At 52.9% G+C, this 17,653-nt stretch carries 21 protein-coding genes; 10 read left to right on the top strand and 11 right to left on the bottom strand.

Annotated elements, in window-relative coordinates; all coding sequences use genetic code 11:
* Positions 1–25: 25 nt before the first annotated feature.
* The 7 genes from ccmB to yajC all read right to left on the bottom strand — a co-directional run bounded on the left by ccmB (position 26) and on the right by yajC (position 5,440).
* Positions 26–682 carry a heme exporter protein CcmB gene (gene ccmB, locus HRQ87_RS10300; protein ID WP_174138000.1) on the bottom strand — a complete coding sequence of 219 codons (657 nt, stop codon included), beginning with the start codon at positions 680–682 and terminating at the stop codon, positions 26–28.
* On the bottom strand, positions 679–1,293 hold the full coding sequence (gene ccmA / locus HRQ87_RS10295) for a heme ABC exporter ATP-binding protein CcmA (RefSeq protein WP_174137998.1): 615 nt from the start codon (positions 1,291–1,293) through the stop codon (positions 679–681). The genes ccmB and ccmA overlap by 4 nt, the downstream gene beginning before the upstream one ends.
* 90 nt (positions 1,294–1,383) lie before the next feature.
* Positions 1,384–1,737 (bottom strand): Mth938-like domain-containing protein, encoded by a 354-nt coding sequence (locus HRQ87_RS10290; protein ID WP_174137996.1) that lies wholly within the window; start codon positions 1,735–1,737, stop codon positions 1,384–1,386.
* A gap of 9 nt (positions 1,738–1,746) precedes the next feature.
* The gene (locus HRQ87_RS10285; protein ID WP_174137994.1) at positions 1,747–2,502 is read right to left on the bottom strand and encodes a sulfite exporter TauE/SafE family protein; all 756 of its coding nucleotides are present in this window, start codon (positions 2,500–2,502) and stop codon (positions 1,747–1,749) included.
* Complete coding sequence (secF, locus tag HRQ87_RS10280) at positions 2,495–3,463, bottom strand: protein translocase subunit SecF (RefSeq protein ID WP_174137992.1); 969 nt, start codon at positions 3,461–3,463, stop codon at positions 2,495–2,497. Before secF ends, HRQ87_RS10285 begins: the two co-directional genes overlap by 8 nt.
* Before the next feature lie 3 nt (positions 3,464–3,466).
* Positions 3,467–5,131, bottom strand: a complete 1,665-nt coding sequence (gene secD / locus HRQ87_RS10275; RefSeq protein WP_174137990.1) for a protein translocase subunit SecD — start codon at positions 5,129–5,131, stop codon at positions 3,467–3,469.
* A 24-nt stretch (positions 5,132–5,155) separates the two neighbouring features.
* Positions 5,156–5,440, bottom strand: coding sequence for a preprotein translocase subunit YajC (yajC, locus tag HRQ87_RS10270; RefSeq protein WP_174137974.1), 285 nt, complete (start codon positions 5,438–5,440; stop codon positions 5,156–5,158).
* 172 nt (positions 5,441–5,612) lie between these two features.
* Between yajC and serS the strand changes: the two genes are divergently transcribed.
* On the top strand, positions 5,613–6,905 hold the full coding sequence (gene serS, locus HRQ87_RS10265) for a serine--tRNA ligase (protein ID WP_174137971.1): 1,293 nt from the start codon (positions 5,613–5,615) through the stop codon (positions 6,903–6,905).
* Between the two features lie 103 nt (positions 6,906–7,008).
* On the opposite strand, the gene HRQ87_RS10260 is transcribed toward serS, so the two are convergent.
* Together HRQ87_RS10260 and HRQ87_RS10255 are read right to left on the bottom strand one after the other, a co-directional pair.
* Complete coding sequence (locus HRQ87_RS10260) at positions 7,009–7,701, bottom strand: DUF4336 domain-containing protein (RefSeq protein WP_343035225.1); 693 nt, start codon at positions 7,699–7,701, stop codon at positions 7,009–7,011.
* Positions 7,702–7,829: 128 nt separating this feature from the next.
* Positions 7,830–8,750: a LysR family transcriptional regulator gene (locus HRQ87_RS10255; protein WP_174137967.1), complete on the bottom strand. Its 921-nt coding sequence runs from the start codon at positions 8,748–8,750 to the stop codon at positions 7,830–7,832.
* A 219-nt stretch (positions 8,751–8,969) separates the two neighbouring features.
* Between HRQ87_RS10255 and HRQ87_RS10250 the strand changes: the two genes are divergently transcribed.
* The 5 genes from HRQ87_RS10250 to HRQ87_RS10230 all read left to right on the top strand — a co-directional run bounded on the left by HRQ87_RS10250 (position 8,970) and on the right by HRQ87_RS10230 (position 13,649).
* Entirely contained in the window at positions 8,970–9,248 is a 279-nt protein-coding gene (locus HRQ87_RS10250; protein ID WP_174137965.1) for a PALP domain-containing protein, read from the top strand.
* Positions 9,245–10,033, top strand: coding sequence for an alpha/beta fold hydrolase (locus HRQ87_RS10245; RefSeq protein ID WP_174137963.1), 789 nt, complete (start codon positions 9,245–9,247; stop codon positions 10,031–10,033). The genes HRQ87_RS10250 and HRQ87_RS10245 overlap by 4 nt, the downstream gene beginning before the upstream one ends.
* A gap of 50 nt (positions 10,034–10,083) precedes the next feature.
* Complete coding sequence (locus HRQ87_RS10240; RefSeq protein ID WP_217430432.1) at positions 10,084–11,034, top strand: ABC transporter substrate-binding protein; 951 nt, start codon at positions 10,084–10,086, stop codon at positions 11,032–11,034.
* A gap of 65 nt (positions 11,035–11,099) precedes the next feature.
* Entirely contained in the window at positions 11,100–12,158 is a 1,059-nt protein-coding gene (locus tag HRQ87_RS10235; protein ID WP_174137961.1) for a betaine/proline/choline family ABC transporter ATP-binding protein, read from the top strand.
* 3 nt (positions 12,159–12,161) lie between these two features.
* Positions 12,162–13,649, top strand: a complete 1,488-nt coding sequence (locus tag HRQ87_RS10230) for an ABC transporter permease (RefSeq protein ID WP_174137959.1) — start codon at positions 12,162–12,164, stop codon at positions 13,647–13,649.
* A gap of 125 nt (positions 13,650–13,774) precedes the next feature.
* On the opposite strand, the gene HRQ87_RS10225 is transcribed toward HRQ87_RS10230, so the two are convergent.
* The gene (locus tag HRQ87_RS10225) at positions 13,775–14,674 is read right to left on the bottom strand and encodes a LysR family transcriptional regulator (protein WP_174137956.1); all 900 of its coding nucleotides are present in this window, start codon (positions 14,672–14,674) and stop codon (positions 13,775–13,777) included.
* Positions 14,675–14,805: 131 nt separating this feature from the next.
* Here HRQ87_RS10225 and HRQ87_RS10220 point away from each other — a divergent pair, with 131 nt between their 5' ends.
* Positions 14,806–15,420: an FMN-dependent NADH-azoreductase gene (locus HRQ87_RS10220; RefSeq protein WP_174137954.1), complete on the top strand. Its 615-nt coding sequence runs from the start codon at positions 14,806–14,808 to the stop codon at positions 15,418–15,420.
* A 34-nt stretch (positions 15,421–15,454) separates the two neighbouring features.
* Entirely contained in the window at positions 15,455–16,111 is a 657-nt protein-coding gene (locus HRQ87_RS10215) for a protein-methionine-sulfoxide reductase heme-binding subunit MsrQ (protein WP_246252042.1), read from the top strand.
* A 75-nt stretch (positions 16,112–16,186) separates the two neighbouring features.
* Here HRQ87_RS10215 and bamE read toward each other — a convergent pair whose 3' ends face one another.
* Positions 16,187–16,654, bottom strand: a complete 468-nt coding sequence (gene bamE / locus HRQ87_RS10210) for an outer membrane protein assembly factor BamE domain-containing protein (RefSeq protein WP_174137950.1) — start codon at positions 16,652–16,654, stop codon at positions 16,187–16,189.
* A gap of 78 nt (positions 16,655–16,732) precedes the next feature.
* Between bamE and HRQ87_RS10205 the strand changes: the two genes are divergently transcribed.
* Positions 16,733–17,287: a YceD family protein gene (locus tag HRQ87_RS10205; RefSeq protein ID WP_174137948.1), complete on the top strand. Its 555-nt coding sequence runs from the start codon at positions 16,733–16,735 to the stop codon at positions 17,285–17,287.
* Positions 17,288–17,434: 147 nt separating this feature from the next.
* The gene (gene rpmF, locus HRQ87_RS10200; RefSeq protein ID WP_174137946.1) at positions 17,435–17,644 is read left to right on the top strand and encodes a 50S ribosomal protein L32; all 210 of its coding nucleotides are present in this window, start codon (positions 17,435–17,437) and stop codon (positions 17,642–17,644) included.
* Positions 17,645–17,653: the final 9 nt, after the last annotated feature.

The following is a 17,653-nucleotide window of genomic DNA, read 5'->3' as shown; positions in this document are numbered from 1 at the left end:
ATGCCGCGCACCACAAGATGCATCACTACCTTAGTCCCACACGAATTGCCGCAGCCGCCGCAAACGGTATCAGCGCCATGCAGCCCGCCGTAATGCCACCAAGCATCATCAGCGCCGTTTGCGTACTGGCCCCCTCTGCTCCGCGACGCACAACTTCGCCACCATAGATCAGTGTCGGTACATAAAGCGGCAAAACCAGCAATGATAACAACAACCCACCCCGCTTTAGTCCAACGGTCAGCGATGCGCCAAATGTTCCGATTATGCTTAGCGCAGGCGTTCCGATTAACAATGATATCGCTAACCAACCATAGGCCGACCCAGGCAAGTTCAACAACACCCCAAGCGTCGGTGCGGCTAGGGTTAATGGTAAACCTGTTGTGATCCAATGCGCCAAAGCTTTCATCGTCACCACGCCTTCCAGCGGGATTGGCGCGGTCGCCAGCAGATCAAGCGACCCATCTTCATAATCAAGTGCCAGAATTCGGTCCAAAGACAGAAGGCAGGCCAACAAAGCCCCCAGCCATAAAATTCCTGGCGCAATTCTGGACAGTAGTTCATTGTTTGGACCCACTCCGAATGGGACCAAATTTACCAAGATCAGAAAAAACATCAGGCTTAGCCCAAAACCACCCCCAGCGCGAATGGCCAGGCGAACGTCCCTTAGCAAAAGCGCAATCACAAAAAAGCCTCGTCAAAATCGGTCTCAACTGCGGCTGCGGCCTTGTAGGGTGTCAAATCAAGCGTATCAGCCTGCAGCCCCAGATCGATATGCGTGGCCATCAACACCATGCCCCCGCCAGCACAATGCGCGCGAACCGCATCTGCGAAAAGGCCTACGCTGATCGCATCCAGTGATACCGTCGGTTCATCCAACGCCCAAATTCGTCGCCCGGTGACCAGTAAACGCGCCAGACCCAGACGCCGCTTTTGGCCTGCCGACAAATCATGCGCGCGCCGATCAATCAACATTGTCAGATCAAACGCTGCAATCGCGTCGTCAATGCCCGATGTTCCATAAATCTTTGCCCAGAATTGCAGGTTCTCCGAAACAGTTAGCGTGGCCTTCAATCCGTCGGCATGACCAGCATAGGCGATCTGTTCATCAGCACCGTCTATCTGTCCGCTGACCGCAGGTTGCAATCCTGCGATCACGCGCAATAACGTCGTCTTACCGATCCCATTGGGCCCGCGCAGCATCAACGCCTGTCCCGATGCCAGCGCAAATGTGACACCATCCAGCACAATCATGCCCCCGCGTGCGCAGGCAATATCAGTCAAACGCAACTCCATTCCCCAGCCCTATCCTACTCTGGCCTCAAGAAAAAGTGCGGCCTTGTGCCTGGGGTTTTCTGAAATATTTTCGGCGGCAGGATCACAGACTTAAACCGGCAATAGCGCCGCGCCGATGCGCCGCCCTTCCGACAAAAGCACATTATAAGTCCGGCATGCAGACGGCGAATTCATCGTCTCAATGCCGATGCCAGCTGCCTCTATCGCCTCACGCATCGGCGCGGGAATATGTGCAATTTCACCCCCTGTACCGACGAAAAGCACATCCAGCTGATCGGCGACGGCCAACACTGCATCAAGATCATCGTAACCACCCCAGGGTTGTGCACCCGATGGCAAAACCAAAGCGGGTCCTTCGATCACCTGCCCGCCAATACGGAAAAACCCAGGGCCATATCCTTCAACCGGAACGGCATCTGTATAAGTGACTTCATTCAAACGCATGCATTCCCCCTAGCGGTTATAAATCGGCAATCCAAGCAGCACAGCCACCGCAATAATGCCATAGGCGCACAGACGATAAAGCCGTTCATACTGCGGATTGAACAAAGCCTGTCCGACCACCGCGCCCACACCATAAGGCACCAAAAGCAAAAGCCCAAGCAGAACAGAGGCCAAGCCAAGCACACCCTGCAACGCCATAAGCGGTAACAATGCCAGACTGCTAAGTGTCAGAAATACCAGCGAATTAGCACGACTTACAGATACTGGATCCGTTCCACTTAGATTAAACAGCACAACAATTGGGCCCATCAACCCGGTGGCCCCGCCCACAAATCCCGTGGCGGCACCAACACCGAAACGGGCGGCATGGGACGGCACGCCCTTGTATCGCCATCCAGTGATCAGTGCCAGAAGTGTGATAAAAACAACGACTGACACAGCCCAACGCAACAGCGTGTCATCTGTCGTGCGTAAAATCCAGATCCCAAGCGGGGCGGTTACGACGGCGGCCCCAATCATGCGCAGCGTGGCACCTTTGTTTGCCACAGCCCAAGCCTTGGGCACAACAGTGAACAGGGACGCCAATGCAGAAATGGAAAAAGCTGCGACCGCGACTTCAGGGGCGATAAAAATCGTGGCAATCGGCATAAAGATCAATGCCGCACCAAAACCTGCGAACCCATAGACGACGCCTGCAGCCAGTGCCGTTGCAACCAGCCACACCAAACCGGGTGTGGCCAGCGCAGTGGCAATACTGTCAGGCATCCACATTCGCAAATTGGTTACCGGAAGTGTTATCCGGCTTGGACCAATCGCGTTTGACGCCAAGAAACAGCAATACGGTCGAGGCCACAAAGACCGAAGAATAGGTCCCTATAATCACGCCCCAGATCATCGCGAAGACGAACCCACGGATCACGTCACCGCCCAGCACATAAAGTGAAATCAGTGCAAGCAGTGTCGTCACCGATGTCATCACCGTCCGGCTTAGCGTTTCGTTGATGGACAGGTTCAAAACCTCTTTCAGGTCTTTCTTTTTATATTTCCGCAGATTTTCCCGAACGCGGTCAAAGACCACCACCGTATCGTTCAGTGAATAACCGACAATCGTCAGCAATGCAGCGATAATAGCCAGATCAAAGCGGATCTGCAGTTCTGAAAAGATACCGATGGTCAGTATCACGTCATGCACCAATGCGGCTACCGCCCCCAGGGCAAACTGCCATTCAAACCGTAACCAGATATAGATCAAAACAGCCCCAATCGCCAAAACGATGGCCAAAGCCGCTGTCCAGATTAATTCGCCGGACACAGATGGCCCCACGGATTCAACTGCCTGTACGCGAAGCGTCGGATCAATCGCCACCAACGCTTCAGTCACAGCAATGACCATATCACCCGTTGCGGCCTCTTGCCCCTCTTGCGCTTGAATGTTGACCATGGCGACGTTTTCATTTGCCGCGAACTGCGGGTCAAACACTTCGGTAATCGACACATCACCCAACCCAAGCGGCGTGACTGCATCGCGGTACACACCGATATCAATAGGGTCTTCCGCCACCGTGCGGATGGTCGTGCCACCACGAAAATCAATGCCGAAATTCAAGCCCTGCAGCAGAAACGACCCGAAAGCCACCACTACCAGCACCGCAGATATCCCCAACCACAGCTTCCAGCGGCCAAAGAAATCCAGATTTGTTTCCTGTGGAACCAGTCTTAAGCGCATGCGCTATACCTCAATCGTTTTGGGACGGCGGAATTCGAACCACATCACAACGAACAACCGCGTGACATAAATCGCCGTAAAGACCGAGGTGATGATCCCCAGACCAAGTGTAATCGCAAATCCCCGCACCGGGCCGGACCCCATGACAAACAGGATCAGCGCCGTAATGAAGGTGGTGACATTGGCGTCAAGAATGGCGCTTAGCGCTTTTTCATAACCCAGCTCAATCGCACGGGCCGGACCTTTGGCTGATTTCAGTTCTTCTTTGATCCGCTCAAATATAAGCACGTTGGCATCCACCGCCATCCCGATAGTCAGCACGATCCCCGCGATCCCAGGCAAGGTCAGCGTCGCCCCGATCAGAGACAATAGACCAAAGATCAGCCCCACATTGATGATTAGCGCGATATTGGCAAACATCCCAAAGGTGCCGTAGCTTAGGAACATAAAGACCAGCACTGCGATAAACGCCACAATACAAGCAATGCGGCCCGCATCGATACTATCCTGGCCCAAATCGGGACCAACTGTGCGTTCTTCAAGCCAGGTCAGCTCAGCAGGCAAAGCACCCGCGCGCAGCAAAACCGCAAGCTGTACGCTTTCCTCGACGGTAAAATTACCGGTAATAATTCCCGATCCACCCAAGATCGCATCATTGATCCGTGGCGCGCTGATTACCTCGCCATCCAAGACAATCGCAAACGGCAGTCCGACGTTTTCAGCTGTATACTGCCCAAACTTCGCACCGCCCGATGCGTTGAAGCGAAAGCTGACCGCAGCTTGACCGTTTTGATCAAAAGATGGTTGAGAATCGACCAGATCTTCGCCAGTGACAACGGGACTTTCGCGCAAAATATAAAATGTGCCTGGCTGATCCAAAGACGGCAGCACGATCTGCCCGATCCGGGCCCGCGCGTTCGGATCGCTGGTAGAGCTTACGACGTGATTGAACGTCAGTTTTGCGGTTGTGCCGATAAGATCTTTCAGCTCTTGAGCCGACCCGATCCCTGGTACCTGTATCAAAATGCGATCATCGCCCTGTCGTTGGATGTTCGGCTCACGCGTACCAACCTCGTTGATACGTCGCTCGATGATCTCACGGCTTTGTGCCATGGTGCGTTCGCTGGATGCTGTCCTCTCGGCCTCACTGACCGAGATAATCAAGATTGCCCCTTCGCTGCGTACATCAATGTCACTGACTGGTACACCCGTTAGCGATATAGTTTGCCGCGACAAACCACGCACAACCCCGATCGCTTCTTCCATGCGATCGGGGTTGTCATTCAAACGAATGCGCATTTCACCGTTCTCAACACCCAACCGCTCAATACTGCCAATCGTCCCTGTTGCCCGCAAAGCATCGCGCACCTCGGGCCAGAACGACACCATTCGTGCATCCAGCACCTGATTCACCTGAACTTCGGCTAGCAGATGCGCACCACCGCGCAGATCAAGCCCCAGATTGACCAAGGACGACGGCAGATAAGACGGCCACAGTGCCGCCTGTTGTTCTAATTCCGGCGTCGAGACACCTGTTCGTTCCATCGCAATCTGCGCGTCATTGTGCATCTCAACACGCGTATAAAACGCATTCGGCATCGCCAGCAAAAGACCCACCGCCACGGTCATCAGGATCATGACCCGTTTCCAGGCATCAATTTGTAACATACGCGCTTTCCTTGATGGACCGGATCAAGCTGCAGGTTCAGTCTTGTTCAAGACCTGCGCAATTGTCGATTGAACCACACGAACACGGACACCATCGGCCAGTTCAACTTCAACCTCATTTTCATCTTTGACCTTGGTCACCTTACCGATCAGACCACCTTGGGTGACCACCTGATCACCGCGCCGCAAAGCCGCGACCATCGCCTGATGTTCTTTCACTTTCTTTTGCTGTGGGCGGATCAGCAGAAAATACATGATCGCAAAAATCAGAATTAACGGGGCGAATTGGGCGATAGCACTGCCTTCCATGGGCATCCTCTTTATGTTGGCGGGGCCTGTCCCCCGCGAAAATTCGGCGCAAGATACGTCTGCGCGACGCAAAGCACAATGGGCAGCAAAGGTCAATTTCAAGGTTTTCAACCCCGCGGCTCTGCGGCATATGGGGGTTTCGGGCTGACAATCAAACAAAGGAGCCAGATAAATGCACGACATACGCGCAATCCGCGAAAATCCAGTCGCTTTTGATGCGGCAATGACACGCCGTGGGTTGGAACCGCAGTCATCATCCATTCTGGCCCTTGACGAAGCACGCCGCATCAAAATTCAAGCCGCCGAAGAAGCCAAGGCCGCCCAGAACGCCGCATCCAAAGACGTGGGCGCTGCCAAAGCACGTGGCGATAACGCCGAATTCGAACGTCTGCGTACGCTTGTGGCCGAAAAGAAAGATACCGTGGCTCGCCTGAATGACGAAGCCAAGGCTGAAGACGCCCGCCTGAGCGATCTGCTGATGGGCCTGCCCAACGTAATTTACGATGATGTGCCCGATGGCGCAGATGAAAGCGACAATGTTGAAATCAATCGTCATGGCGACCCGCGCGTCTTGGATTTCCCCGCGAAAGAGCATTATGAGCTGCCTGGCGTGATCCCAGGCATGGATTTCGAAACCGCCGCAAAACTATCAGGCAGCCGGTTTGTGGTGTTGTCCGGCGCCGTGGCCCGTATCCACCGGGCGCTGGCGCAATTCATGCTGGACACGCATGTTGATGAAAACGGTTTGACCGAAACATGGACACCCATCTTGGTACGCGAAGATATGATGTTGGGCACAGGACAACTGCCGAAATTTGGTGAAGACAGCTATCAGACGACAAACGGCTGGTGGCTGGTCCCCACGGCCGAGGTCACCCTGACCAATATCGTCAACGGTCTTACGGTCGACGAAGACTATCTGCCCCGCCGCTATGTCGCCCACACACAATGCTTCCGCTCTGAGGCCGGAAGTGCCGGTCGCGATACTGCCGGTATGTTACGCCAGCATCAATTTGAAAAGGTTGAAATGGTCAGCATTGTGCACCCTGATCAGTCTGAAAACGAACAAAAACGCATGACACGTTGCGCCGAAGGTATTCTGGAAAAGCTCGGGCTGGCCTATCGCACGGTGAACTTATGCACTGGTGATATCGGTTTTGGTGCCAAGCGGACGTATGACATCGAAGTCTGGCTGCCCGGTCAGGGGCAATACCGCGAAATCAGTTCTGTTTCGACCTGCGGCGATTTTCAGGCCCGCCGCATGAATGCGCGATATAAGCCCTCAGATGGTGGCAAGCCACAGTTCGTTCATACACTGAACGGGTCAGGCTTGGCCGTGGGCCGCGCGCTGATTGCAGTGCTGGAAAATGGCCAACAGACCGATGGATCCGTGGTACTGCCAGATGTGCTGCACAGTTATCTGAGTGGGAAGTTGGTTTTGACGACTGACGGTCAGCTTAGCTAAAAATCCCCAAAGGCCCTGGATCAGGTCCGGGGCTGCTGTTCGTCATGCTCTGTGGCGGAATGCCAGCTTTGCTAATGTGCTGCGCGTTAGTTAGGGCATAGCCTTAGCGCATTAGCCAGTTGAACGCTTGCTGCAACGCCTCTTTTGCACCTGACTGCATAGGGGTGCCATGCGCCATAACGAGGCGGCGAGCAGGCCATTCCAAGATGCGCTTGACGTCATCTCGCGCGCTGGCTTTGTCTATCGTTGCAATACGAAACTTGCGAGGCACGGACGGTACGGGGGCCGTCATCAGGTCAAGTCGGGCGACCACAGCGCGCCACCCACGATACCAGCCTTGTGGGATCTGCTGCACCAGGTCCGTCACAAGCACAGTGGCAGATTCCTGGTGGAAGAACACCACCTCGGTCGTGATCCGATTTCCCCGTACCGCCACCTGATCCACCGCCCCGGCCCAAGCGGGGTCAGAGTCGTCACCCATCGTCGAATGAATTGCGGTTCCTGTGATTTGTTGTGTCAGACCGGGCGCGGCGTGAACTCGTGCATCTGGATAGGCAGCGGCCCATTGTGCAAGAAACATATGGTGCAAATTATTGGGGGCAACCAGATGATGAACAGGACCAAGGGCATCAATGGCGACGCGAACATCTTGAGTCAAAGCGACAGGGGACCAAATCCATAACCCGCCGTCACCGGGCAGGCGAATTACGGCCATGCGGGTGGGAAATTGAAAGCCCGCTGCACCTGTGACCGCAGGACCATCAAAAAGCCAAAGCGCAGGGCCAAAGGGTGTCACGGCTGAGCTGTTCCTTTTTTTGGCGTGTGTCTGGCAACAATATATTGCAGTGTCCGATCTGTCCAAGGTCATAGGACTGTGTTCATTGAAATACGTCACTGAAACCGTCATTCGGACGTAATTATGAATTAACAACCTTGCTCAGTTTTTTCCGCCTCCGACGTTACGAATTGTTCCCAAACCTCTTTGCCATTGTCATCTAGTCGTGAGGGCGAGCAGAAAACCGAAAGCGTCATTTGCGCCTTTAGTGCTGCGGCGCCGATTTCTTGGACTTGACCGGCTGCCAACTCTTCCTTGATGGCAGAAAAGGGCAGCCAGCCAACGCCACTGCCGTTCAAAACCCTGCGTTTGATCGCCTCGACCAGCCCATCCACATAACGGACGTTTAGATGCAGATTTTGCCTGCTGATCGTTTGATCGACAACTGCGCCCAGAAACGAAGATCGTTCGTATGCCAGATAAGGCACGGGTTCACTCGCGCGGCCAGGCAATCGCCATCCATGGGTTGTCATCGCCTGTGTCTGGCCAACCGGTATCATCCATTCAGTCCCTAGATCACAGCAGGAAAACTGACTTTCATCCAAGACAAGTGGCACATCAGGGTGACGATAACACAACAGAAAGTCACAGCCCCCTTCTGCCAAAAGTTGACAACATGTACTTAGGCTATCGGAAATAACACGCGCCCTGAGGGTATCGATCTTTGCTTCCAGCTCTTCCAGTCGCGCCGTTAGATAGTTAACAGAAATCGTATGAAGTACTGCGAAGCGCTGGAATGATTTATCGCCTTGGTCTTGTTCGCGGATCGCTTGGCGTGCGTCCAGCAACTCTGCAATGATGGCCTTGGCAACCGGCAAGAACTGTCGTCCTGCGGGTGAGAGTTGAACTGGAAATGTTGCGCGATCTATCAACGCGACGCCGATCCAGTTTTCAAGCGATTTGACACGGCGACTGAACGCCGATTGCGTTATATTCCGCTCTTCTGCGGCACGAGTGAAGCTAAGCGTACGTCCAAGACAAACAAAATCCTGCAGCCAATTCAGATCCATCGCATTCTGCCTTTTTCATGCGAACCTACGCGCAGCACAAAGGTTATGCAAATTCAGAATAACCCGATGAATAGTTTGAATTGGCCACGTTGCACCTTTCGTGACTACGCTGATGATGCAGGTCAAGCCGCTAGATTATTACTATTGGAGACACCTCATATGCATCAAGCCCGATACCCGTGCATCCAGTTTGCAAAATGTACGTAACAGATCGCCAATATGCATAAACTTGCAGCAATTACCGCCCAAATGATCGGCGAACGGGATGAAACATCCAAAAGCATAACCTTGGCATATGCCGATGACTTAGTTTCTGACTATGGGCAAACCACGAACAGCAAAGTCGACGCGATTCCACTGCTTGGGCTTGAAAAGTCGATTTTCCCTGATCCCGTCTATTCCGACAAAGATATGTCGGGCACGATAAAGTTGATTAAGAAAAGCATTCTGAACTGCGAAATAAACATCGTCTTTATTCACTCAGGCGGTGCTGTATGAACATCAGCACACCCCTTTCGGCCGAGAACGGCCTCACTTACTTGCGCAAAGGGCACGGATTTCCGTTGGTGTTCGTGCATGGGTTCTTGGGTGGGGCGGCCCTTTGGGAACAACAGTTAGTGTCGTTTAGCGATACGTTCGACGTCATCGTACCAGAATTGTCTGGCTATGGCGGCAATACGGATCAGCTTTCTTTGGATACGATTGAAGGCTATGCCGATCAGATTTTAACCTTTCTTGATCGTCTTGGGATCGGCCGTTTTCATCTGGTCGGGCATTCCATGGGCGGCATGATCGCCCAGCAAATGGCCGCAATGGCGCCTGTGCGGATTGACCGGCTGGTGTGCTATGGCACTGGCCCGCAGGGCGTAATGCCCAACCGATTTGAAACCATTGATACCTCAAAGGATCGCGTGCGCAATGATGGGGCCGCGGCAACTGCGCACCGGATCGCGGCGACGTGGTTCACCGAAGGAAAAGCCGCCCAAGGTTTTCCCATATGTGCCATGATGGGCGAAAACGTCAGTGTGGATACCGCATTGGCGGGTCTAACAGCCATGGAAGGGTGGGATGGGCGTGCCGCCCTTGACCAGATCACCCAACCGACACTGATACTCTGGGGTGACCGTGACCGGTCTTATGGCTGGTCCCAACCCGAAGCTTTGTGGCGTGGTATCAAAGGCAGCAGTTTGGGCGTTTTGCCTGGCTGCGGCCACAATGCCCACATGGAAAAACCCGAAATCTTCAACGCAATGATCAAGGAATTTCTGCCGGAAAATGTCTGAAAACAGATTGCGCCAACCGGCGGCGCGTTCATCAACAGTGGAGAGAAAAAATGAAAAAATTACTATTCTCAACAGTCTTCGCCATGTCATTGACTGGTGCAGCTTCTGCCGAAGAGGTTAAGATTGGCGCGCCCGCATGGACTGGTGCACAGGCCATCGCGCATCTGATCGCTGAAATCGTCGAAACCCGTATGGGCGGTCAGGCAGAACTGGTCCCCGGCAATAACGCCAGCATCTTTCAGGCGATGGGCCAAGGCAATGGCGATATTGACGTGCATCCGGACGTTTGGTTGCCCAACCAACAAAGCTTTACCGATAAATATGTCGAAGAAGAAGGAACCGTTATCCTGTCTGACAACTCCTATGAAGGAAAGCAGAGCTTTTGTGTCAGTCGTGCGTTTTCTGAAGCAAATAATGTGACCTCGATCTTTGATTTGGCCCGTCCAGAGATTGCCGCGCTGATGGACAGCGACGGCAATGGCAAAGGCGAAATCTGGATCGGCGCACCTGGCTGGGCCTCTGCAAATGTGAACGAAGTTAAGGTCCGTGATTATGGCTTGATGCCATTCATGGAACCGATCCGCGCAGATCAGGCTGTCATGACGGCAACCGTAGGTGACAGTATCCGCAAAGAGATGGGTTATGCATTTTATTGTTATTCTCCGCATGCGATTTGGTTCCAGCACGATATTGTCCGCTTGTCCGAGCCCCCTTTCGATCCTGAACAATACATTGCGATCCAACCCTCTGATGATCCTGACTGGTTTGAAAATTCAAAGGTCATGACCGAAGATGCACTTAAGAATGTCCAGATTGCTTACTCAAGCACCTTGTCAGAGCGATCACCGGCGATTGCCGACTTGCTGGCAAATATCCAACTTGATGGCGAAACAGTGTCGGACTTTGCATTTCAAATTGAGGGCGGCAAAGACCCTGCGGATGTGGCCCGCGACTGGGTTGCTGCCAACTCTGACCGTGTCGACAGCTGGCTTGGTCTTTAATCCGATTTGAACAACTGGTACCGCACCTTTGGGGCGGTACCCTGTCTGCCAAGGGGATCTGATCCGTGTCGCAAGAATTCGCAATCGAAATATCAAACGTCTGGAAAATCTTTGGCGCCCGCGCCACAGAGGCGATTGCAGATGTTCGCGCCACCGCAATCACCAAAAAGCAGGTGTTGGAAAAATATAACTGCGTCGTGGGTGTTGCCGATGCCACGATGCATATCAAACCTGGCGAGATTTTTTGTGTCATGGGACTGTCTGGGTCCGGCAAATCGACGCTGGTACGCCATATAAACCGTTTGTTGGAACCGACCTCTGGGACCATCACCGTCAACGGACAGAATATCATGGCGATGGCTCCGGATGAATTGCGCCGATACCGCAACGAACATATCGCGATGGTCTTCCAAAATTTTGCGCTTATGCCGCATCGGTCTGTATTGGACAATGTGGCCCTGCCGTTGGAAATTCGCGGCGTCGCGAAAAACCAACGCATGGAAGTGGCTGAGCGGACCATTGAAATGGTCGATCTGACAGGCTGGGGTAATAAATTTGCGCACGAGCTTTCAGGCGGTATGCAGCAACGTGTGGGCCTTGCCCGTGCTTTGGCCGCTGATCCAGAAGTCTTGTTGATGGATGAACCGTTTTCAGCACTTGATCCCCTGATCCGTCGTCAATTGCAGGGCGAATTTATGGGGCTCGCCGCCAATATGAACAAAACAACGGTGTTTATTACCCACGATCTGGACGAAGCTGTCCGCATCGGCGACCGCATCGCAATTATGCGCGATGGTATGGTGATCCAGACCGGCACACCCGAAGATATCGTGATGAACCCTGTTGATGACTATGTTTCGGACTTTGTTGCAGGTATTTCGCGACTAAAGGTCGTGCGTGCCCACGCCGTAATGCAGGATCTGGCCGCGTTTGAAAGCGTCCATGGCACACTGTCCGCAGATGCACAGACATTCACTCAGGATGCCCACTTGGGTGAATTGATTGATGCCGCCATCACCTCTGACCAACCTGCAGCAATCGTCGATGCAAACGGCGCGCCTGTTGGTGTCATTACCCGATCTGACCTGCTGCGCACGGTCATCGAAGGAACGGAGACGTCTTGAGCTATGACCGATAAAACCAAAGATGAGCTGTTGTCTGATTTCGTCACAACAAGCCACAATTATTACCGCAACCAGTTCCAGAAAATCGGCGCAAGCGCAACATTCACGTGGACCTTTAATTGGGTTGCTGCCCTGCTTGGTCCCATTTGGTTCGGCATGCGCGGGCTTTGGAACTGGGCGCTGACCTTCGTTATTCTTGAGGCATTCGCCTATATCCAACTGGGCCGCGGACTGTTCGGGGATCTTGGCGCCAGTGCGCGCGACAGGATCGCACAGATCGAAGGCACGCTGGCCTTTCGCCGTGAACAACTTGCCGCCGCGATAGAGAATAACGCCGACAACGTGGCCGTATTCGAGCGTACGATTACATCGCTTGAAGGTGCGTTGACAGACATCGAAGCTGAGATCGTGCAGCTGGAAGCAGGTGCCATTTGGGTCACCCTGACTGGTCTTATATCGCTTATCATTATCAAAATTTGCGCAGGTGCAATCGCCAATAGCGCCCTGGAAAAACGGTATTCGGAATGGCTTTCAGACCGCTCTGTCAGCGCGGGGCTTAATCCTTTCAGAACTGCAATCGCCGCGACGTTCAGTGTTCTGGTGATCGGAGCCACCGTTATTCATTACGCCTTCCCGGGCGTGATCACATGGCTGACCGACTTTCCGACCAGCCCTGATATTCGTCTTGATGCGATTGATCGTGTCGAAGCATTTTTCGCAGTGGTAATCGAGTCTGGTGAATGGTTTTTCCAGGTGATCACATTCGGCATCCGCTCTGTTCTGGATGCGTTAGAGGTTTTGTTTGTTGATACACCATGGCCCGTGATCGGTAGTTTCATTATTCTTCTGACCTGGCTGTCTGCAGGGAAACGTGCGGCGATCTTTTCCGGCGCATTTTTGGCCTATATGGGCTTTCTGGGATTTTGGGAAAAAGCAATGACAACGTTGGCCTTGCTGGGGACAGCGGCTTGTATTTCCATCGCGATTGGTATCCCGGTGGGTCTGTTCTGCGCGCGACGCCCACGCTTTTACGCCGTCGTGCGCCCAATCATGGACTTCATGCAAACGATGCCAGCCTTTGTGTTCATGATCCCTGTGATCGCATTCTTCGGGACCGGTAAACCTGCTGCGGTCGTCACCACGATGATCTTTGGTGGCACCCCAGTCGTCCGCCTGACGGTGCTGGGCCTGCGCGGTGTTCCGGACACTATCCGCGAGGCGGCCATTGCTTATGGGGCGTCCAAATGGTTCTTGTTGACCAAAGTTGACTTGCCCCTGGCTGCTCCCTCTATCTTGGCGGGTATAAACCAGACGATCATGCTAAGCCTTGCGATGGTCGTTGTTGCATCATTGATTGGGGCAAAGGGCCTGGGCGAGGATGTGCTTGAGGCACTTCAATATGCATCCGTAGGTCAAGGTATACTTGCCGGCTTTGCCATTCTTTTCTGTGCCATGATTTTGGATCGAATTGTCCAAGGCAAACGCGAATAGTCTTTTACACTGGACGCGGTCCGATACAGGAATGGCGCCAAACAATATGGATGCTAACTTGGATTTTGCCGTTGGGGCACGATCAGCGCAGTTCCGTTTAACAGCTCGTGAAAGTCCGGCACATGTTAGTCGATCATCATAAATTCCCGCATCGCATCTAGAAACCAGCGTGCAGCAGGGCCAATCGTTTTGTCACGCATATGTGCTGCATAGATCGGTGGTCCTTGTTGTGGAGCATTGTCGTCTTCAATGTCGAGCAAAACGAGCCGCCCTTCTGAAAGGGCTTTGGCGATAAGGTGGTCGGGCATACGGCACCAACCGAACCCGCCAAGAAGAAAATCAAGCCTGCGGTTCAAATCGGAAAATCGCCAGATGCGTGTGCTGGTCAAACCATAATTTGGTCCACCAGGGTCGACAGGATCGGACAGAACCAACTGAATGTGGGGTTCAAGATCGCTGCGCTGTAGGGATCTCTTGTGTTGTGCAAGTGGATGATTGACCGAGACGACCGGCTTCATTGCAACCTGCATCAACGGATAAGCAACAACATCGTCCGGAACAGTCGGCAAGAGTATGCATATTCCAAGCGCCGCCGTTCTATCCCGCAAGCGCCGCAGTGATCCGCCTAAACCTTCGGTAGAAAAAGAGATTGAAAGGTCAGGATATCTTTCATTCAGATCGCGAAGACCGCGCATGAAAGGATCGCTTGGAACGAGCGGATCGATTGCAAGGGTCAACTCTGCCTCGACACCGCTGCGCATATGTTCGGCCATGGCTTCAAAGCGTTTGGCATTGGAAAGAGTCGTACGCGCTTGCGAAACAAGAACTCGTCCGGCCTCTGTCAGCACGGGCCGGTAGCCAGTCCTGTCAAAAAGCTGCACGCCTTGCGAATTTTCCAACGCTGCTATCATCTGACTGATTGCAGATTGTGCCCGGCCCACTGCGCGGCTGGCGGCGGTAAAGCTGCCGGTGTCTGCGACCGCGACCAAGACGCGCAGTTGATCAAGTGTGAGTTTGCCGATCATAGATCATCATCCTGCATGATGCTCTTTATCACTATTTCATCGGTTTTATAAAAGGTTTTTTTCGCAATGGTGGCGATAAATGCGGCGCCTCACATGCGCGGCTTTGTTTTAAAGCATCTAGGAGCCAACATATGTCTAAACTACTCGTCGTAGAAACCAGTCCCCGCGGAAACGGGTCCATCTCGCGCAATATGACAGAAAAATTTATCTCTGAATGGAAGACCGCCCATGCTGGTGGCGAAGTCTTGCAACGTGATCTGGCAGAAACGGCTTTAGAGTTCGTATCTGCGCCTTGGTTGCACGCCTATTTTACACCACCCGATCAGCATACACCTGAGATGAAGCAAGCGCTTGCGCTGTCTGATGCATTGGTGGCCGAGCTTTTGGACGCAGATGAGATCGTCATCGCTACGCCGGTCTACAATTACAATGTCCCTGCATCCTTGAAAGCCTGGGTGGATCATATTGTACGCAAGGGCAAGACGCTTGGCATGGATGGCTCTGGTCTGGTGACGGATAAAAAAGCAACGGTACTGATTGCCTCAGGCGGCGTTTATACAAAGGGCTCTCCCATAGCACACCGTAACATCGCACAGAAATACTTGGAACTGGTCCTGAACACCATCGGCATCGAAGATGTCACGGTGGTCGCCGGTGGCGGTGCGAAAGCCGTCGACATGGGCGAAACCACGATGGAAGAATTCATCGGCACACTCGCAGGTGCGCTGTCAACAGCCGCAAAATGAAAGCAGCAACTGCAAGCGTGCCGGAAAATACCAATTGGCTCGTTATAGCACAGTGACCATATCTAATACGCCTCAAAGACAGAAAGGTATCGCCCGTGTCTCGGTTTTCTCCCTATTGGCTGTGGGTCTGCTATCCCTCCCTGCCCTTGGATTTACTATCGTCCTTGCGACCGCTGATGGCCCTAAAATCGTGCATCAATTATTGCATCCAACCGGAGAGTTTTCTGCCCGTTTCATGATTATCGCGATTTTGGCATCCCCACTGGTTTTGCTGTTGCGTGGGTGGCGTGGGCCACAATGGCTTAAGAAAAACCGTCGCTATTTTGGGGTCGCGGCATTTGGCTATGCCGCTATGCACACCGTTTTTTACCTTATTGATGAAGAAACTGCGGCGCGCATGGTTGCCGATTTGCCAAAGCTATATATCTGGACTGGTTGGCTTGCCGTTGTGATATTTATTCCACTTGCTGTGACCTCGATGGATTATTTCTTGCGCCGCATGGGGCGGTTTTGGAAAATGTTGCAACGCAGCACATATGCGGCCGCTCTTTTAACGTTGATACACGGGGCTGCATTGCATAATTGGAACAGGCTCGGCCCGGTGCTTGTTCACTTTGCGCCGTTGGTTCTGCTCGAACTTTACCGGATTTGCTATTTGTATCTGCGACCCAGGAACACTGCTGCACCTTAAGCAAAAACTAAGCATTCTGACGTTTAGTTCGCTATGTGCGGCCCAAACATTCTTCAAATTGGACCGCCATAAATCCTAGGGTTCTGGTGTGTCGCTTCCGCCGAAAAAATCGCCAGGATTGAAATTTCCAAAATTTCCAAGCAGCTGACGCAGGAATGTGATGCCTTCGATATTACTGTCTGTCACACGGCGGGACAGTGGAACAACTTGGCCATCCTGCAAGGTGAACCGTTCAACATTGCTGACCACGTCATCCTGGTCAAAGCGCACGACAACTAGCTGACGATCCACTGCACGCGGCGCCTGATAGGCATAATGGCGCCAGCGACTTTGCAGGTAAAAGACGCCGCTGTCGTTTAAAACACCTTCGGCTGACGGCATTCCAACCGATTCAATCACACTGTCACGGGTATCAAGACCGACAATGATATCGTCTAATTCATCATCTGACGGCGCATATCCATGATTGCGATAGGTGGCAACACAGGCCGAAAGACTGGCAACAAGGGCAAGACTGATAAATAATTTAATGAATGCCTGCATCTAATCCTCGTGCCTTGGCGTTTGTATGCCAGAGGCTTATAGAAGCTCAGAGGTCTGTTCAAGAATGGAAACGCATCAATGGCTATTCAAAAAAACGTGCTTCGGGTGGCGGACCTGCCCCAAAAGAAGCCAACACAATTTGATATTCAACCTGAAGCAGCACAGCTGGATCAGATTACGGATCAGCTTGAACTGTCGGCCTTACGTAAGGTTCGGTTCAAAGGCGTCGTGGCGCCCATAGGCCAGCGCGATTGGGAACTGACCGCACACCTTGGCGCAACAGTGGTGCAGCCTTGTGTTGTAACCTTGGCTCCGGTGACCACACGCATTGAAGAAGACATATCGCGGCTATATCTGCGCGAATTGCCAGAAATATCGGAAGGGTCTGAAATAGAAATGAATACTGATGATACGGTCGAAGCATTACCAGCAACGCTAAACCTTGACGACATCCTGATTGAAGCGCTGGCATTGGCTTTACCGCTTTATCCAAAGGCCGATGACGCAGCCCTGACACAGGCTGCATTTACCAAGCCTGGTGAAAAAGCGATGACCGATGATGACGCCCGCCCCTTTGCCGGATTGGCGTCCTTACGTGACAAACTTAACAAAGATAGCGATGGTTCGGCATAAAACACTTGCGCCGCGCCTGAATCACAGTATTTAGACGCTTCTTGGATTCACCGGGGTAGACAGGCAGAGCGATATCATTTATCGCCCGCATCAATCCCGAAACGACACTGATGGGCACATGCCCTGATATAACCCCGAGGTTGAGACATGGCTGTCCCTCAGAATAAGATTTCGAAATCGCGTCGTAACAACCGTCGCTCACACGACTCACTTGTTGCCGCAAACCCGAATGAATGCGCAAACTGTGGCGAACTGAAACGCCCCCATCATATCTGCGCCGCATGCGGCCATTATGATGATCGTGAAGTTATCGCAATGGTCGATGAAATCGATCTTGACGAAGACGACGCGGCCTAGATCATAAAG

It is taken from the genome of Parasulfitobacter algicola (assembly GCF_013315265.1).
Taxonomy (GTDB): domain Bacteria; phylum Pseudomonadota; class Alphaproteobacteria; order Rhodobacterales; family Rhodobacteraceae; genus Parasulfitobacter; species Parasulfitobacter algicola.
Note: the sequence above shows the minus strand (reverse complement) of the source record. Positions and strands in the feature narration are given on the sequence as shown.

Coding starts and splice junctions, on each gene's coding strand:
- HRQ87_RS10250 (WP_174137965.1), top strand. CDS start 8,970: ATGCATAAACTTGCAGCAATTACCGCCCAAATGATCGGCGAACGGGAT.
- HRQ87_RS10245 (WP_174137963.1), top strand. CDS start 9,245: ATGAACATCAGCACACCCCTTTCGGCCGAGAACGGCCTCACTTACTTG.
- bamE (WP_174137950.1), bottom strand. CDS start 16,654: ATGCAGGCATTCATTAAATTATTTATCAGTCTTGCCCTTGTTGCCAGT.
- serS (WP_174137971.1), top strand. CDS start 5,613: ATGCACGACATACGCGCAATCCGCGAAAATCCAGTCGCTTTTGATGCG.
- HRQ87_RS10205 (WP_174137948.1), top strand. CDS start 16,733: ATGGCTATTCAAAAAAACGTGCTTCGGGTGGCGGACCTGCCCCAAAAG.
- HRQ87_RS10255 (WP_174137967.1), bottom strand. CDS start 8,750: ATGGATCTGAATTGGCTGCAGGATTTTGTTTGTCTTGGACGTACGCTT.
- HRQ87_RS10220 (WP_174137954.1), top strand. CDS start 14,806: ATGTCTAAACTACTCGTCGTAGAAACCAGTCCCCGCGGAAACGGGTCC.
- secD (WP_174137990.1), bottom strand. CDS start 5,131: ATGTTACAAATTGATGCCTGGAAACGGGTCATGATCCTGATGACCGTG.
- HRQ87_RS10225 (WP_174137956.1), bottom strand. CDS start 14,674: ATGATCGGCAAACTCACACTTGATCAACTGCGCGTCTTGGTCGCGGTC.
- ccmA (WP_174137998.1), bottom strand. CDS start 1,293: ATGGAGTTGCGTTTGACTGATATTGCCTGCGCACGCGGGGGCATGATT.
- rpmF (WP_174137946.1), top strand. CDS start 17,435: ATGGCTGTCCCTCAGAATAAGATTTCGAAATCGCGTCGTAACAACCGT.
- HRQ87_RS10290 (WP_174137996.1), bottom strand. CDS start 1,737: ATGCGTTTGAATGAAGTCACTTATACAGATGCCGTTCCGGTTGAAGGA.
- HRQ87_RS10285 (WP_174137994.1), bottom strand. CDS start 2,502: ATGCCTGACAGTATTGCCACTGCGCTGGCCACACCCGGTTTGGTGTGG.
- secF (WP_174137992.1), bottom strand. CDS start 3,463: ATGCGCTTAAGACTGGTTCCACAGGAAACAAATCTGGATTTCTTTGGC.
- yajC (WP_174137974.1), bottom strand. CDS start 5,440: ATGGAAGGCAGTGCTATCGCCCAATTCGCCCCGTTAATTCTGATTTTT.
- HRQ87_RS10240 (WP_217430432.1), top strand. CDS start 10,084: ATGAAAAAATTACTATTCTCAACAGTCTTCGCCATGTCATTGACTGGT.
- HRQ87_RS10230 (WP_174137959.1), top strand. CDS start 12,162: ATGACCGATAAAACCAAAGATGAGCTGTTGTCTGATTTCGTCACAACA.